Annotated in this window: 12 protein-coding genes; 1 reads left to right on the top strand and 11 read right to left on the bottom strand. The window is 54.6% G+C overall.

Annotated features, from left to right (window positions below; translation table 11 throughout):
• Nucleotides 1–30: 30 nt before the first annotated feature.
• Entirely contained in the window at nucleotides 31–3,246 is a 3,216-nt protein-coding gene (locus QMG90_RS14195; protein ID WP_283280280.1) for a molybdopterin cofactor-binding domain-containing protein, read from the bottom strand.
• A 345-nt stretch (nucleotides 3,247–3,591) separates the two neighbouring features.
• Here QMG90_RS14195 and rimO point away from each other — a divergent pair, with 345 nt between their 5' ends.
• Nucleotides 3,592–4,917, top strand: a complete 1,326-nt coding sequence (gene rimO / locus QMG90_RS14200; RefSeq protein ID WP_283280281.1) for a 30S ribosomal protein S12 methylthiotransferase RimO — start codon at nucleotides 3,592–3,594, stop codon at nucleotides 4,915–4,917.
• 50 nt (nucleotides 4,918–4,967) lie between these two features.
• Here rimO and QMG90_RS14205 read toward each other — a convergent pair whose 3' ends face one another.
• The 10 genes from QMG90_RS14205 to gsiB form a co-directional block, all read right to left on the bottom strand.
• Nucleotides 4,968–5,978: an SIS domain-containing protein gene (locus QMG90_RS14205; RefSeq protein WP_283280282.1), complete on the bottom strand. Its 1,011-nt coding sequence runs from the start codon at nucleotides 5,976–5,978 to the stop codon at nucleotides 4,968–4,970.
• A 17-nt stretch (nucleotides 5,979–5,995) separates the two neighbouring features.
• Entirely contained in the window at nucleotides 5,996–7,057 is a 1,062-nt protein-coding gene (locus tag QMG90_RS14210) for an SIS domain-containing protein (RefSeq protein ID WP_283280283.1), read from the bottom strand.
• A 12-nt stretch (nucleotides 7,058–7,069) separates the two neighbouring features.
• Nucleotides 7,070–7,915 carry a PTS system mannose/fructose/sorbose family transporter subunit IID gene (locus tag QMG90_RS14215; RefSeq protein ID WP_283280284.1) on the bottom strand — a complete coding sequence of 282 codons (846 nt, stop codon included), beginning with the start codon at nucleotides 7,913–7,915 and terminating at the stop codon, nucleotides 7,070–7,072.
• Entirely contained in the window at nucleotides 7,896–8,672 is a 777-nt protein-coding gene (locus tag QMG90_RS14220) for a PTS mannose/fructose/sorbose/N-acetylgalactosamine transporter subunit IIC (protein WP_283280285.1), read from the bottom strand. The genes QMG90_RS14215 and QMG90_RS14220 overlap by 20 nt, the downstream gene beginning before the upstream one ends.
• 16 nt (nucleotides 8,673–8,688) lie before the next feature.
• Nucleotides 8,689–9,159 (bottom strand): PTS sugar transporter subunit IIB, encoded by a 471-nt coding sequence (locus tag QMG90_RS14225; protein WP_283283969.1) that lies wholly within the window; start codon nucleotides 9,157–9,159, stop codon nucleotides 8,689–8,691.
• 15 nt (nucleotides 9,160–9,174) lie between these two features.
• Nucleotides 9,175–9,597: a PTS sugar transporter subunit IIA gene (locus tag QMG90_RS14230; RefSeq protein ID WP_283280286.1), complete on the bottom strand. Its 423-nt coding sequence runs from the start codon at nucleotides 9,595–9,597 to the stop codon at nucleotides 9,175–9,177.
• Between the two features lie 91 nt (nucleotides 9,598–9,688).
• On the bottom strand, nucleotides 9,689–12,451 hold the full coding sequence (locus QMG90_RS14235) for a sigma-54-dependent transcriptional regulator (protein ID WP_283280287.1): 2,763 nt from the start codon (nucleotides 12,449–12,451) through the stop codon (nucleotides 9,689–9,691).
• 136 nt (nucleotides 12,452–12,587) lie between these two features.
• Complete coding sequence (gsiD, locus tag QMG90_RS14240; RefSeq protein WP_283280288.1) at nucleotides 12,588–13,499, bottom strand: glutathione ABC transporter permease GsiD; 912 nt, start codon at nucleotides 13,497–13,499, stop codon at nucleotides 12,588–12,590.
• A 1-nt stretch (nucleotide 13,500) separates the two neighbouring features.
• Nucleotides 13,501–14,421 (bottom strand): glutathione ABC transporter permease GsiC, encoded by a 921-nt coding sequence (gsiC, locus tag QMG90_RS14245; RefSeq protein ID WP_283280289.1) that lies wholly within the window; start codon nucleotides 14,419–14,421, stop codon nucleotides 13,501–13,503.
• Nucleotides 14,421–15,959: a glutathione ABC transporter substrate-binding protein GsiB gene (gene gsiB / locus QMG90_RS14250; protein WP_283280290.1), complete on the bottom strand. Its 1,539-nt coding sequence runs from the start codon at nucleotides 15,957–15,959 to the stop codon at nucleotides 14,421–14,423. Before gsiB ends, gsiC begins: the two co-directional genes overlap by 1 nt.
• Between the last annotated feature and the right edge of the window lie 5 nt (nucleotides 15,960–15,964).

Below are 15,964 nucleotides of genomic sequence, written 5' to 3' on the forward strand. Positions count from 1 at the left end.
GGCGCCCCGCGCCCTGTTTCCTGTGTTAATTTATTTGCCCAGCGAAGTTTGTACTTCTGCCATCATGTCGCGGAACATACTGATAAAGACCGGCTGTTTATACGCCGCTGACCAGCGCTTACCGATAGCGGCATCGATCAGTTTTTCCAGTACCTCGCAGGCGCTGTCGATGGTTTCGCTGTCCAGACGTTGTCCCAGCAGACACCGCTCCACGTCCAGCAACCGCTGCGGTTTACTGAACAGCGCGCCATCTACCAGGCGGCAGTAGTTCACCACGCCATTGTCGTCGTATTGCATCAGCGCGCTCAGGCTCTGGCGGGTAATGTTCAGGGCATTGCGCCGCCCAAGTTGATGGTAAAAACCACGTGCGTCCGGTCTGGCGGGTGGCGGCAGGATCACCCTCGTCAGCAGTTCGTCCGGCTGGCGCTGCGTTTTGTATCCCGATAGCAAAAATTCCCCCAACGACAGATTGCGTACGGCATAACGGGAGCGCAATTCGATGCGCGCGTCGTAGAGAATGGCAGGTGGAATGGAGTCTCCGCAGGGCGCGGCGTTGACGATATTGCCGCCAATGGTGGCGCGGTTGCGGATTTGATGCGAACCCACCGTATGACATGCCTCAACCAGCAGCGGGTATCGTGCTTGCAACAGCGGATGATCTGTAATGCGGTTAAAAGTCACCGCCGCGCCGATCGTCATTTCATGGCTGAGCGGATCTTCGCTGATGGCAGTCAGTTCCTCCAGATGCGAAATATCCACCAGCTTCATCGGTCGGGTCTGCAGGCGCCCTTGTACGATAACATCCGTCCCGCCCGCAATGGCGCTGATACCGTCATCGGCCAGCAGCGTTAATGCCTCTTCCAGGTTCTGCGGACGACTTACCGCCACGTTAGTCAGACGCAACACCTGTTTTTTATTATCGTGCTCGATCATCAGCTCGCTCTGGCGCGCCGGCTTTTTCAGGTTGTAGCCGAGAATGACCTGCTCCAGCGTCAGGGGCAGCTTATTGAAGCGAGTCCCGAGGGCGAAACTCACTGCGTTGTTGATGGCGGCAGCGGCCAGTTCCGTGGCGGGTTCGCCGATCCCTTTCGCCCCCAGTGGCCCGGCGGCATCGGGGTTTTCGACGCCAATCACAGTGATCTGTGGAATATCTTTGATGGTGGGCAGGAGATAGCTATCGAAGTTTTCTGATTTGACCTGGCCGTGTTCGATGTTGAAATCTTCCAGCAGCGCATAGCCAAACCCTTGCGCAACCCCGCCGCAAACCTGGCCTTCAAAGCCGACCGGGTTCAGTACATGCCCGACATCGTGGGCGGCGGTCACATGCAGGAGATCGGTTTTCCCGGTACTGGTGTTCACTCTGACTTCCGCCACCTGGCAGCCATAAACCCAGGTAAAATAGGGGCTACCGCACCCTTTTTCTTCGTCCCAGTGGATTGGTGGTGGCACGTACCAGCCATATTCGGTCAGACTGACGCTCGCCCATTTGGTCTGATTAACCGCGGTTTTGAAATCCAGACGGCGGCTCTGATCATGTTTGTTGATGATGAAACCGTCCTGCCAGAGAGTATCAGCAAGCACTGTCGTGCCGATGTGCTCTCCGGTGACATTCAGAATGCGCTGTTTAATTTTTTCTGCCGCATCGAGGATTGCCCCGCCGCCAACCATGGTGCCACGCGTGGCTGCCGTCGAACCGCCGTCGCCGATCACTGACGTCGGCGGCTCGCTGAAATGGATGTCCGCGAGCGCGATGCCAAACGCCTCTGCCGCAATCAACGACATGGTGGTCTGCAGCCCCTGGCCGTTTTCCGACACGGAAGTGGAGATATTCACGCTGCCGTCTTCATTGACCTGAATCAGCGCCGTGGAGGTGTCGACCCCTTCCGCGCCAATGGAACAGCCGCGGTAGCTCAGCGCAAGGCCGATACCGTAGCGGTAAACACCGCCCTGCTGATTGAGTTCATGATAGTGCTGGCGTTTCGCCATGAACGCTGAGGACGCGGTGGCTTTTTCCAGCACTTCCAGCGCTGACACGGTGTGCTTATCGAACACCTGCCCGGTCACCGAGGCGTCGCCCTGACGCAGGGCGTTTATTTCCCGCAGCGCCACCGGTGACATGTTCAGTTGTTCGGCAATGTCATCCATGAAAGATTCATGGGCGTAAACCACCTGCGGCGAGCCAAAGCCACGCATCGCGGAGGTATAACTGTTATTGGTATAAATCGCCGTCACGTCGATGTGGACGTTGGGAATATGGTACGGCCCGGCGGCCTGTACGGAAGAGCGCCAGGTGACGAACGGCGACGAGGCCGCATAACCGCCACTGTCTGCCAGAATGTCGATTTTCATCGCCACAATCCGCCCGCTATCATCCAGCCCTGCTTTGTACTTCATTTTGTAAGGGTGGCGCTTACAGCTCTCGATGATCGATTGCTCACGGTTGTAGGCAAACTTTACCGGACGCCCGGTCAGACGGGTCAGCAGCGCGGAACGACAGGCGAGATGATCGATAACGTCATCCTTACCACCAAACGACCCACCCATGACCGCACGTTTGACGTTGATCTGACTTTGCGGACACCCCATAAATTTAGCGACAAAACCGCGAACGCGATGCGGGTTCTGAATCGAGCCAGAAATAATCAGGCTACCGTCGGTCGGGTCAAGCCAGGTAAGCACCACTTCCGGCTCAATGTAGGCATGCTCCTGAAAACCAACTTCATAGTCGCGTTCAAAGAGATGCGTCGCCTGCGCAAAACCCTCGTCAATATTGCCTTTGATGGTGTGATGATGTGCGGCGATGTTATCACTGCGATCAGGATGAATGAGGCGCGCATCCGGTGCCAGTGCGGCTTCCACATCGGTTAATGGCATATACGGCGTGTAGCGTACACGAATTTTATCCGCTGCTTCGCAGGCCGCGGCGTAGCTGGTGGCGGCGACCACCGCAATCACGTCGCCGCGAAACACCACTTCGTCCTTTACGATGGGCAGATAATCTTTAACGATAACGCCCACCACCGGCGTGCCGGGGATATCCTGCCAGGTGGCGATTTTAACCACCCCGTCCACTGCCAGCGCATCGCTGAGATCGAGCTGGTCGATTTTTCCGGCCGGGATATCCGCATAACGGCACACGCCATATAACATGCCCGGCAGGGTGATATCATCACCGTAAATCGCCGTCCCTTTCACTTTCGCGAGTCCATCCACTCGTCCTTGCGACGCTGAACGTAAGGCACACATAGTATTCCCCTTTTCACTATCCGTAAGATGCAAACCAGAAGGACTATGCGTGATGTGTGCCAACATTGGTCAGGTGGAGGTTATTGATAAATTAACGTGACGGGTTTCATAAAAACGAAGTCAGAGAAACTTACAACTAAAGATGTAAATGTCGATAATTTAATAAAAGACGAGAGTTGATAATGATAAATTATCACATTGAGAGGGAATAACTCTGTCAGATGAAACAGACTATCTGTGCCCTACCGGAGACAGCGGTCGATGACAATCTCCAGTACAATTTCTCCCCCGATCTCTGTAGAATCGCTGCCCTGACCATTCCTGTAATTGAATAAATTTTAAGCTATGAGCAATGTAACGCAGCAGCCTAAGATTGGTTTTATCTCTTTAGGCTGCCCGAAAAATCTGGTTGATTCCGAGCGCATCCTCACTGAACTGCGTACCGAAGGGTATGATGTGGTTCCCCGTTACGACGATGCCGATATGGTGATCGTCAACACCTGTGGTTTTATCGACAGCGCAGTCCAGGAATCGCTGGAAGTCATCGGTGAGGCACTGAACGAAAACGGCAAAGTCATCGTTACCGGTTGTCTCGGGGCGAAGGAAGATCAGATCCGTGAAGTGCACCCGAAAGTACTGGAAATTACTGGCCCGCACAGCTATGAGCAGGTGCTTGAGCATGTACATCATTACGTGCCGAAGCCGCAGCACAACCCGTTCACCAGCCTGGTGCCGGAACAGGGCGTGAAACTGACGCCGCGCCACTATGCTTATTTAAAAATTTCCGAAGGCTGTAACCATCGTTGTACCTTTTGCATTATTCCGTCCATGCGTGGCGATCTCGACAGCCGCCCGATTGGCGATGTGCTGGCAGAAGCCAAACGCCTCGTCGATGCCGGAGTGAAAGAACTGCTGGTGATCTCCCAGGACACCTCCGCCTACGGCGTTGATGTAAAACACCGCACCGGTTTTTACAACGGCGAGCCGGCCAAAACCAGCATGGTCAGCCTGTGCGAGCAGCTGGCGAAGCTGGGCGTCTGGGTGCGTCTGCATTATGTCTATCCCTATCCGCATGTTGATGATGTGATCCCGCTGATGGCGGAGGGCAAAATTCTGCCGTATCTGGATATCCCGCTGCAGCACGCCAGCCCTCGCATTCTCAAACTGATGAAGCGCCCGGGTTCAGTCGATCGCCAGTTAGCACGCATCAAACAGTGGCGTGAAATCTGCCCTGAGCTGACGCTACGCTCGACCTTCATCGTGGGCTTCCCGGGCGAAACCGAAGAAGATTTCCAGATGCTGCTCGACTTCCTGAAAGAGGCGCGTCTGGATCGCGTTGGTTGCTTCCAGTACAGCCCGGTCGAAGGCGCTACCGCCAACGAATTACCGGATCAGGTGCCGGAAGCGATCAAAGAGGAGCGCTGGAACCGCTTCATGCAGCTTCAGCAGCAAATTTCCGCTGAGCGTTTGCAGGAGAAAGTGGGCCGCGAAATCATGGTGATTATTGATGAAGTCGATGAAGAAGGCGCGATTGGCCGCAGCATGGCGGATGCCCCGGAAATCGACGGCGCGGTCTATCTGAACGGTGAAACGAAGGTGAAACCAGGCGACGTGGTTCGCGTGAAAGTCGAAAACGCTGATGAATACGACTTGTGGGGCAGCCGGGTTTAGTCATCAACATGAGAAATAAGGGGACATTGCGTCCCCTTATTTTTTCAGTGTTAATAGTCGAACTGGCGATAGTAGCGACGAATATTCAAATCATGCCCGGTATAATGTTCGAAATGCGCCGCGAGACGGTCTACCAGCAGCGTGGAGATAATGCACGGCGCGAGGATCCAGCGGAATTCGTCATCAATGCCCGCCAGCGGATAATCGCGGGGATCCAGCACAATTAAATGGTCAGTGATCTTTTCGGCAAAACGCTCGACACGCTCATCCAGCACCCGACACTTCCCTTCCCCTTTCACCAGAAATAACGGCACTTCTTTTTCCAGTAATTCCAGCGTACCGTGGAAAAACTCAGCGGACGAAACAGATTTGGTGCGTTTCCACTGCATTTCTTCAAGAATACACATTGAGAAGAGATAGACTTCGCCCCACATTTCCGCGCCACCAGTCCACATCATATAGTCACAGCTGTGATATTTGCTGGCGATGTCGTCAGCCTGCGGGTCAAATTTCTTTTTTGCGTTCAGCAGGTTTTCAGGCAACCGTTCCAGTTGGCTGGCAAACCGATCATAGTGCGCAAATTCCCCCTGACGTTGCACAAGGCGGAAAAATAACCAGTAGAGCAACATATATTCATATTCCACACCATTTTTATGGCGCATCGGAATATGCCAGGTTGCCGCGCTGGCCAGTGGCGAGTCGCTGTTTCTGGTGATCGCCACCACACGTATTCCCTGCGATTTGCACCACTGCGCGATATCCACCGACTCTTTGGTATCGCCTGATTTTGATAATGTCACGACGACCGAATCTTTGGTGAGTTTTTTATGCCCGGTGTGAATTAACTCTGCCGCCTGCTCAAGATAAACGGGGATATCGGTTAATTCTTTAGCAAAGGCGTTTATTGCCATCATCGGGGCTAACGAACCGCCCACAGAGGCGAAAAAGAGCGTGCTGACACCCTGTTTAAAAATATCATCTGCGACGTTTTCCGCCTGTTTACGCGCAGCAATGATCTCACGAGCACTCGTCAGGTACTCGTCCTGATTAAAACCCAACATATTTTTCTCCTGAAGTATTAGATCTTACTTTTTAAGACACGATCGAAATCATCAAATATGCGAACCGCGAGGTTAATGTCTTTGGCGCAGGCCGTTCGCCAGGCCAGGATCTGCATCGGGACAATCAACAACAGTGGCGAAAAGTAATGCGTGACCGGGCAATCCAGCGCCAGCGTCTGCGCGTTCTGTTCATTGCCGAGTGTGACTCTGAAGGTCCGATCCACCGCAGGGGTCATGTACTCCTGCAATGCCCGCAAGCGCGGATTGAGCGTGTCTTCGATAAACAGCATGACATGCCGCGCGTTCGCTTCGAGGTACGGGCCATGCATGTAGGCTTCCAGTTCAAACCCGCTCGACGGCACGCGCACGGTTTCGGTGAACTTCGTTTCAAATTCCTTCGCCACGCCAGTTAACGCGCCATAGCCGATGGCGACAAAACGCGTTCCGTCCTGGAACACTTTCTCATGGCGGTCAAAAAATGCCTGTGTGCGGGCAATGACTGCCGGAACAGAAGCAGCGATGTGCTGCAATGCCGCCAGCGAATCCTGTTGTTCGTCATCGCTGATCTGCTGCTGCGCACGGGCGATAATCAACGCGATCAGCAACAAATTGAGCACGGTGGCGCTGAATCCGCGGGTGACAAATCCCACCTTTTCGATGCCGGTATTAATATTCAGCACCGCGTCGCAGGCCTCGCCAATCGGGCTGTGCGGATCGGAAGTCAGGGCAAACACAGGCAGTTTTGCCGCCTGTACTTTTTGCATCGCAATCAGCGTCGAGGCGCTTTTTCCACTCTGCGAAATCGCCAGTACCAGATCGGTATCGGGATCGAGCGTCTCGTAATGGACAAAGTTATAAGGCTCTTTAATCTCCACTCGCAGCCCGAAACGCTGTTCAAAAAAGTGCTGCGCGCACATCGCCGCGTTCAACGACGAGCCCGTTGCCAGAATCAGTACCCGGCGAACCGGACGCTGGCGCACGTAAGCGGTCAGCGGCGCCAGATGCTGCGGATACTCCCGCAGGATTTTCTCAAGTGCCGCAGGCTCTTCTTCGATATACGTCATCATTGTGGGTAACATCGTTATCTCCTGTTAAAACAAGCCAATCCATGAGCCCAGAATGCCCACCAGCGCCATGCCGCCGATAATTGTGAGCGGTTTTACTTTGCGCCCGAGCAGCCAGTAGACAATGCCAAAACTCACCAGCGGCAGCAGGCACGGCATAATGTCGTTAAGGATGTCCTGAACGTTGGTTTTCGCCTCGCCGGTGCCAAAGGAGATCGGAATGGTGATATCTATCATCGATGCCGCCATCGCACCGACCACCATCAGGCCGATGATCGATGCGCCATAGGTGACGTTCTCCATCATGCCGCTGCGCTGGATGCGCTGAAGCACGCCCGTACCGAGAACATAGCCCCAGCGCGTGAAAAACCAGCGCACAAGAAGATGCGGTACGTTGAACACCAGCAGGAACAGAATGGGCCCGAGGATATTGCCTTTCAGCGCCAGGCTGGTGCCGATGCCGGTTGCAATCAGGCGCAATGTCCCCCAGAAAAAGGAGTCGCCCAGCCCGGCCAGCGGCCCCATCAGCGAAGCTTTTACGTTCTCAATCGCGCCATCGTCCATCGCCTTCTGCTGGCTGTTTTTCTCCTCCATCGCGGTAGTGATCCCAAGCAAAAGGGTCACGATGTGTGGCGTAGTATTGAAAAAGACCAGGTGACGCTTCAGCGCGTTTTTCAGATCCTCTTTCTGCGGATAGAGCTTTTTGAGCACCGGGATCAGCGCATAAACAAACGCCAGGTTCATCTGCCGTTCATAGTTCCAGGAAAACTCCATCTGGAATGAGCGCCAGAACACGCGGCGTAAATCACGGGCGTTAATCTGCTGCTCGCTCTGCTCTTGCGGCAGACATTCTTCAGAAATCTTCGTCGTCATCGCTGACTCCTTGACTGGTTTGGGTCCGGGGTGAGGCAAAGGTGGAGACGTTCACCATCACAACGGCGACAATGGCACCAAGAATGGCAATACCGGTCACCGGTATTTTCAGATACGCCATCAGCACAAAGCCGAGGAAGAAATAAGGCGCCACTTTTTTATTGATCAGCAGACGGGCGAGCATGGCGAAACCGAGCGCCGGAATCATGCCTGTTGCCACGCTTAGTCCGTGTTTAATAAATTCCGGAATTGCATCCAGCAGCGCTTTTACGGCGTTGCTACCTATCAGAAACGAAATTGTGACCACCGCCGCCAGCATCAGCGACAGGCCAAACCCGGCAATCAGATGCATGCGCTCAATACCGCGCGTGTCAGCCTGTTCGGCGTAGCCGTCCGCCTTCTGACTCAACATCGGAATGAACATGCCTAAATAGACGTTTTTGAGTACCAGCGTCAGCGTCGCGATAGGCAATCCCAACAGCAACGCTGTTTCTGTTCCTGCCCCTGACGTGATGGCGAACGCCACCCCTAACACCCCGCCGGTGACGACATCTGGCGGAATGGAAGCGCCAACAGAGAAGGAACCAATGAAGGCCAGTTCCAGCGTCGCGCCCATAATGATGCCGGTTTCGACATCGCCCAGAACCAGCCCTGTCAGTAAACCGGTGACGATGGGCCGGGAAATGAGCGAGGTTCCGAGGGCATATTCTGATTGCGCGATAAACGCTACCAGCCCAAGTAAAAGTGCCTCTACCATAGTGAGTCCTCAGGAATTACACACATTCCGTGAATAGCTGTTTGCGATCGTTGGGTACCTGGCGAATTTCCACTTCAACGCCCTTCCCAACCAGCTGTGTCAATTTTTCTATTTCATCCGGCAGGAGATTAATGGCTTTGGAAATATTAATGCTGCCTTCCTTCACTTTAATTCCGCCAAGATTGATACTTTTGATATCGTCCACCGCACTGGCTAATCGCCAGGCGTCTTCGACAGATTCAACAACAATAAAAAGGTTATATTTATCGGTGACGCCGCTTTTTATCGCTTCGATTGAGTCGTCGATATTTTTGATCACCAGCTTCACCGAAGGCGGTTTAGCCAGCTTTATGGTCGTTTTGCGCAGTTCATCATTGGGGACACTGTTGTTCGCAATGAGAATGCAATCTGCGCCGACATATTGCGTCCATGAAAAGGCAACCTGCCCATGGAGTAATCGGTGGTCAACCCGCATTAAGGCAATCATCATTTTTCCTCATTATCAGAAATCTTTATCCGCCTGGAAGGCAGTGGCGAGGGTTTGATTACAGTACTGAATACTTTCTTTGGAACTGATCAGCGCGTCGTTAATTAATTTGCTGGTATTCTGCTCTTCAGCAGAAATCAGCAAATCAATTACCAGAGGCAAGTTCAGTCCGGAAAGTAAATGAAACTGTGGCCGTTGCAAAAAGCGCACAAACTCATTATTCACGCTACCGGCAAAAATATCGGTAATGGCAATGACGTCGTCTTCTTCAGGCAGAGACGCCATTAACGCCCCAACCTGCGCTGTCAAATCCGTATTTTCATCTACATAAGCGCATAACGTGTAGATATTCGGTTGCATGCCGAGAATCAGCTCAACCGAATTGAGTACCCCTTGGGCGAAAGTGCCATGGCTGGCAAAAATATAGTGTCGTTTCATCCTGTCCTCGAAAGCTCATTCCACCACGCGTAATTTTGCAAGCCGCGTGCCAGTAAAAAGTGGCGATCGACAGGATGAAACGTAAGAAGGGTTAAAACTCTTGATCCTGCTGGATAAATTCAGTCTCCAGCGTTAACACATCATGAATGTAATAAAGCTCCACTACCGGGATTTTGACACTATAGCTCGCCTCAATGACACTAAAGGCCTGGCGCAGGAGTGTCAGCTCGCTCTCCGGACACTGCCGTCCGGTGTAAGTGCCCGGCGATGCGTTACGAATCAAACGCTCAATCAGGCAACTGATGTGAACATACAGCGCCACCTTGCGATCATTCGGCACCTGACACCCGGCCAGATGCTCATAGCGGAAAACAAACTGCTCGACCTGGTTGATCACTTTGCCGGTGTCGAGAATAGTGACCGATTCAATCACCCGCCGCAGGGAGAAGTTTTTCAGCAGCAGGTTATTGATTTCATTAACCTGCTCTGCGGAGGCAATCGTGCCGAAAATGCGCATCAGTTGCCCGTTGCCACCCCCTGCGATCAGGGAATCCAGCGAAATCCACGGCACGGCGGGGATACGCGGGTCAAGCGTACCGACTACCGCCAGCACGTCGTAGCGGTTAAAGATCAGCGCACGCTCATGGGTGTTGCTGAGCATGTGATAATCGCACGCAATAATATCGACGCCGAGGGTTTCCGGAATGCTGGCCTTCAGCAGCATACAGAGGTTTGTCGCTGCCCCCATGCCCGTCACGCAAGTGGTGAGGATCACCCGCGGTTTATTCGCCTGCGGCCAGAACAACTGATGTTCAACAGGAAGATCGGCACTTACCTCCCGCGCGATATCCTCAATCAGATGCCCCTGTAAGATCCGTTCACCGACATACAGCGCCATGCTGGTCGACACGTTGTTGACGATGGCGACCGGCGTGGCGACACGGCGCTGGAAATAGCTATGAATAGCGTTCAGCGAGCCCATATCCACGAGGATCATTAGCCCTGAAGAGAGCGCGTTGCTCTCGATATAGTTCACCACCTGCTGCGCAATGGCCTCCGGCGTGACATCCAGTGGCATGTCAAACGACTCAAATACCGGATTCTTCAGCAGCCGGTTAGCTACGTTGGCGATGCTGCTGGCAGTCGCAAACCCGTGCGCCAGAATGACCGCCCGGCTGACATGCGTCTGGCTGACCGCGCCCGCTTTATGCAGCCATAACGCCAGCAACAGCGCGTCGATTCGCTGAGGCTCAATATCGAGTTTCTGAGTCAGCGCCGCGATCACCGCCTGACAAAAACGGTATAACTGCGAATATTTCTGCGCCAGATAATCATCCAGCAGACGAATGCGTTCATGGCTAAGCGCCGAGTGCGAGCCGTGAGAGCGATGAACCAGATAGTGGCTGAGCGCATAGATGCAGTTGCCGTTAAACTGGATGTTGAACTGCTTTTCCAGCCGGTAAAATTCTTCTCGCACCTGCTGCGTGGTCAACAGCAGCATCGGTGAATCCGTGGTATCACGATGTTCAAAAATGAGCCGATCGAAGAGCGTCTCAATCTCTTCACCCATTCGTTTCTGTACGTCCTCCCACCGCGACTCCCCGGTGTTGACCTGTTCAAACAGCGCCAGCACCTGGCATTGCGTGTCATGAATGATCCCCTGAACCGGGTTGCGCGAACGCAGCAGCCAGACGAGGCTGGTTCGCGGATCGACCGTCAGCCGTTCCTCAGTGGCTAACGGCTCCCCGGAAGCGGGCAACGCGACGGCCACCTTTTCCGGCAGATCCTGAATGCCTACGCTCAGTCTCTCACTGCCCCGCTGTTTCGCCCACGCCGCCGCGACGGCATACTTCACCACGTTTTTCAGCTCGCCGACGTTGCCGCGATAGTGGTAATGATTCAGCACCTGCAACAGACGCGGCGTCAGCGCCAGTTGCGCTGCCAGCGTTTTCGCCTCCAGCCAGAAAAAGAGCAAAATCAGCGCCTCTTTTTCCTGCCGCGAGCGGCTCTGAAGGTCCGGCAGCGTCACCAGTACAGGGATGCGACGCAGAAACGTCGTCAGGAACGTACTGTGCAACTCTTCTGTGGTAGCGAAAATCAGGCGCGTAGAGACCGGGTGCCCCTGCGAGGTTTCACCCACGCGATAGATCTCTTTGCGATCCAGCCAGGTAAATAGCTTTTCCTGCCCCTCGGCGTTCAGCCGATGCACCTCATCAAGAAACAGCATGCCGCCATCCGCGGCTTCGAATGCGCCCTGCTTATCGGTTTGCGCGCCGGTAAACGCCCCTTTAACGTAGCCAAACAGGTTGGCGGCCAGTAGCTCCGGGTTACTGGCGTACTGAGCGCAGTTGAAACTGATAAATGGCGCATCGTCTGCCAGTAGCCCCTGCGAAATGGCGAAGTGATGCATCAGTTCGGCGATATAACTTTTGCCGGTGCCACTGTCACCGGTCATCAGTAGTGGCAGACCACCGTCAGGGTAAAAGAGCGCGCTTTTAAGCTGCTCGATGGGCTTTTTCAGGCTGCCGTCGTGACCAATCAGTAAGGAAAAATGGTCGGGCTGCTCAGGCGCAGGCCCGTCATCGGCAAGAAGTTGGGCTACGCTGTCGTAGTCATTACGCGAGAGCGTAAAAAACTGCTGACAGAAACTCTCTTTATGCAGAAAGTAGACGGGCCGGGTATTAATTTTCACCAGCACGCCCTGCGCCACCAGTTGGTTGAGATAGTGACTGGCAGTATTTCTTTTTAACGCAAAGCGTTGCGCCAGATAGCGGGCAGTGAAAACATCACTCAGGTTTTTAGGATCAAAAAAATCCGTCTGGTTCGCCAGAAATGTCAGTAATTCATTACGCATTGCTTCTCCCGGAACAGGACACCTTGCGCACATGATGCCCGTAAACCCGGGAAGTGAGGGAGCCAGACGGCGGTGAATTTCCGCTTTTGTGGGGGAGTGCACAGAACATACAGGCGCGGTGTCACCGCGCCTGATATTACCCTTTTATCTTCGGATCCAGCGCGTCACGCAGGCCGTCGCCCAGCAGGTTAAACGCCAGCACCGTCAGGAAAATAGCAATCGCCGGGAAAATCGCCACGTGCGGAGCAATCACCATGTCGGCGCGCGCTTCATTAAGCATCGCGCCCCATTCAGGCGTTGGCGGCTGCGCGCCCAGGCCAAGGAAAGAGAGACTGGCAGCGGAGATGATCGACACGCCAATACGCATGGTAAAAAAGACCACAATCGACGACACAGTTCCCGGCAGAATATGACGGAACAGAATGGTGCTGTCGCTGGCGCCAATGCTGCGGGCGGACTCAATAAACGTCTGCTGTTTAAGCACCAACGTATTGCCGCGGACCAGGCGGGCAAACGCCGGGATCGAGAAGATAGCCACGGCGATGATCACATTCGCCATCCCGCTACCCATCACCGCGACGACCGCAATCGCCAGCAGGATGCCAGGGAAAGCGAACAGCACATCGCAGATGCGCATGATGATGCGATCCCACCAGCCTTCGTAGTACCCGGCCAGGAGCCCCAGCACAATGCCCGTCACCGCGCCAATCAGCACGGCAAACACCCCGGCGGCGAGCGAGATCCGCGCGCCAAGCAGCACCCGGCTGAAAATATCGCGACCAAGCGAGTCAACACCAAACCAGTGGATCGTCGACGGCCCGTCGTTCAGCCGATCGTAGTCAAAGTAATTTTCCGCATCAAACGGCGCTATCCACGGCGCTGCAACCGCTACCACGATCAGCAGCAGCACAAACAGCCCGGCTGCCAGCGCGATGGGTTGACGGCGGAACCGTCGCCAGAACTCACACCACGGCGTGCGCACCCGACCGGGCTTGACCGTCGGCATGGCGTCTAATACGGCCTGTCGTCGCCAGTTTAACAATCTCACCTTATTTGTACCTGATCGCCGGGTTAATGGCTGCGTAGAGCACATCCACCACTAAGTTGATAAGAATAAATTCCAGGGAAAACAATAACACTTCCGCCTGAATGACCGGATAATCACGCATTTCGACGGAATCCACCAGCAAACGCCCCAACCCCGGCCAGTTAAAGACTTTCTCCACCACGATAGAGCCGCCGAGCAAAAAACCAAACTGCAGGCCCATCATCGTCACCACCGGGATCATGGCGTTTCGCAGGCCGTGCTTGAGCACTACCAGCGTTTCGCTCACCCCTTTCGCCCGCGCCGTGCGCATGTAGTCTTCGTTGAGCACATCCACAAACGAGGCGCGGGTAAAGCGCGCCATCACCGAAGCCACCGCCGCACCAAGGGTGATGGAGGGCAGAATGTAATGCCGCCAGCTGTCCGCACCGACAGTAGGTAACCAGCCCAGCTCGACGGAGAAGATTTGCATCAACAGCATGCCCAGTGCAAAGGCGGGAAACGAAATGCCGGTCACCGCCAGCGCCATGCCGAGCCGGTCGGGCCATCGATTGCGCCACACCGCCGCCGCGATGCCCATCGCCATGCCGAAGATCACCGCCCACACCATGCTGGCGATGGTCAGCCACAGCGTCGGCAGGAAGCGGCTGGCGATCTCTTCCGACACCGGACGCCGTGACACCATCGAGTGGCCGAAATCGCCCTGCAACACGTTAATGATGTAATCAAAGAACTGAATATGCAGTGGCTGATCGAGCCCCAGTTGTTGCCGCACCAGTGCGATAACCTCCGCATCCGCTTCGGGACCGGCGATTAACCGCGCCGGGTCACCCGGCAACAAATGGACGAACAGGAACACCAGCACCGCCACAATCAGCAGCGTGGGGATCAATCCGAACAGCCGTTTAATCACATAATTGAGCATTACTTCAGATCGGCCTCGTCAAAGCTGAATCCGGTATCCGGCATGATGTAAAACCCGGTCAGATTTTTGCTGTGCGCGGAGACCAGTTTTTCGACCACCAGCGGTACCCACGGCGATTCTTTCCAGACGATATCCTGCGCGTCTTTGTACAGACGGGCTTTCTCTTTCGGATCGTTGGTTTTCAGGGCGTCAGTCAGATCGCTGTCCACCTGCTTGTTGCTGTAAAACGCAGTGTTAAACAGGGTTGGCGGCCAGTTCTGCGAAGCGAACAGCGGCGACAGCGCCCAGTCGGCTTCACCGGTCGAGGCTGACCAGCCAGTGTAGAACATCCTCACCCCGCTCTCTTTCTGCCCTTTGCCTTCCACTTCCGCCGCGCGTTGCCCGGCATCCATCGCCGTCACCTGCGCTTTAATGCCGATCTGCGCCAGCTGCTGCTGGGTAAACTGCAACACCTTCTGCGCTGTGCTGTGGTTATGCGACGACCACAGCGTGGTGCTGAAACCATTGGGATACCCGGCTTCCTTCAGTAGCGCCTTCGCTTTGGCCGGATCGTACGGCCACGGCTGATACTGCTGAGCGTAAGCAATCGACGGCGGCACGATACCCGTCGCCGGAGTGGCGTATCCGGCAAACGCCACTTTCACCAGCGCCTGACGGTTAATGGCGTAGTTGATCGCTTCACGCACTTTCGGGTTGTCGAACGGCTTTTGCGTGACGTTCATGCTGATGTAACGCTGCATGATAGACGGGCTGGCAACCAGCTCCAGCTTGCTATTTTTACCGAGGATCGCCGCCTGTTCGTAGGGGATCGGAAACGCGAACTGCGCTTCACCGGTCTGTAACATTGCCGCACGGGTATTGTTATCAACCACCGGACGCCAGGTGATGGTGTCGAGTTTCGGCAACCCTTGCTGCCAGTAACCGGCGAACTTCTTCACCTTCACAAAATCGGTTTGGTTCCAGGTGTCCAGTTGATACGGACCGGTACCCACCGGGTGGAAACCAATCTCGTTGCCATATTTTTTCAACGCCGCCGGGGAGATCATCGCCGTCGCCGGGTGCGCCAGGATATTGATAAACGCAGAGAACGGTGACTTGAGGGTAATTTTCACCGTGGAAGGATCCACCGCTTCGGTCTTGTCGATATTTTTGTACAGGTTATAACGCTTCAGATGGTTAGCCGGGTTGCTGGCGCGGTCGAGGTTAGCCTTCACCGCCTCAGCGTCAAACACAGTGCCGTCCTGAAACTTCACCCCCTGACGGAGCTTGAGGGTATAGACCAGACCATCATCAGAAACGGTATAACTCTCCACCAGCACGTTCTGCAATTTCATGTCTTTATCAAGGCCAAACAGCCCCTGATAGAAGGATTTTGCCACGGCCTGTGACAGGGTATCGTTGGCATCGTAGGGATCTAACGTGGTGAAATTAGAGCCTACCGCTACCACGACATCTTTCTGCGCAAAGGCGGGCGCGGCGGTCAGGGCAGAGACAACACCCAGCGCCAGCAGCCACTTACCTGAAATTCGTTGTGTCATCTCAC

Source organism: Trabulsiella odontotermitis (genome assembly GCF_030053895.1).
In the GTDB taxonomy this organism is placed as follows: Bacteria; Pseudomonadota; Gammaproteobacteria; order Enterobacterales; family Enterobacteriaceae; genus Trabulsiella; species Trabulsiella odontotermitis_C.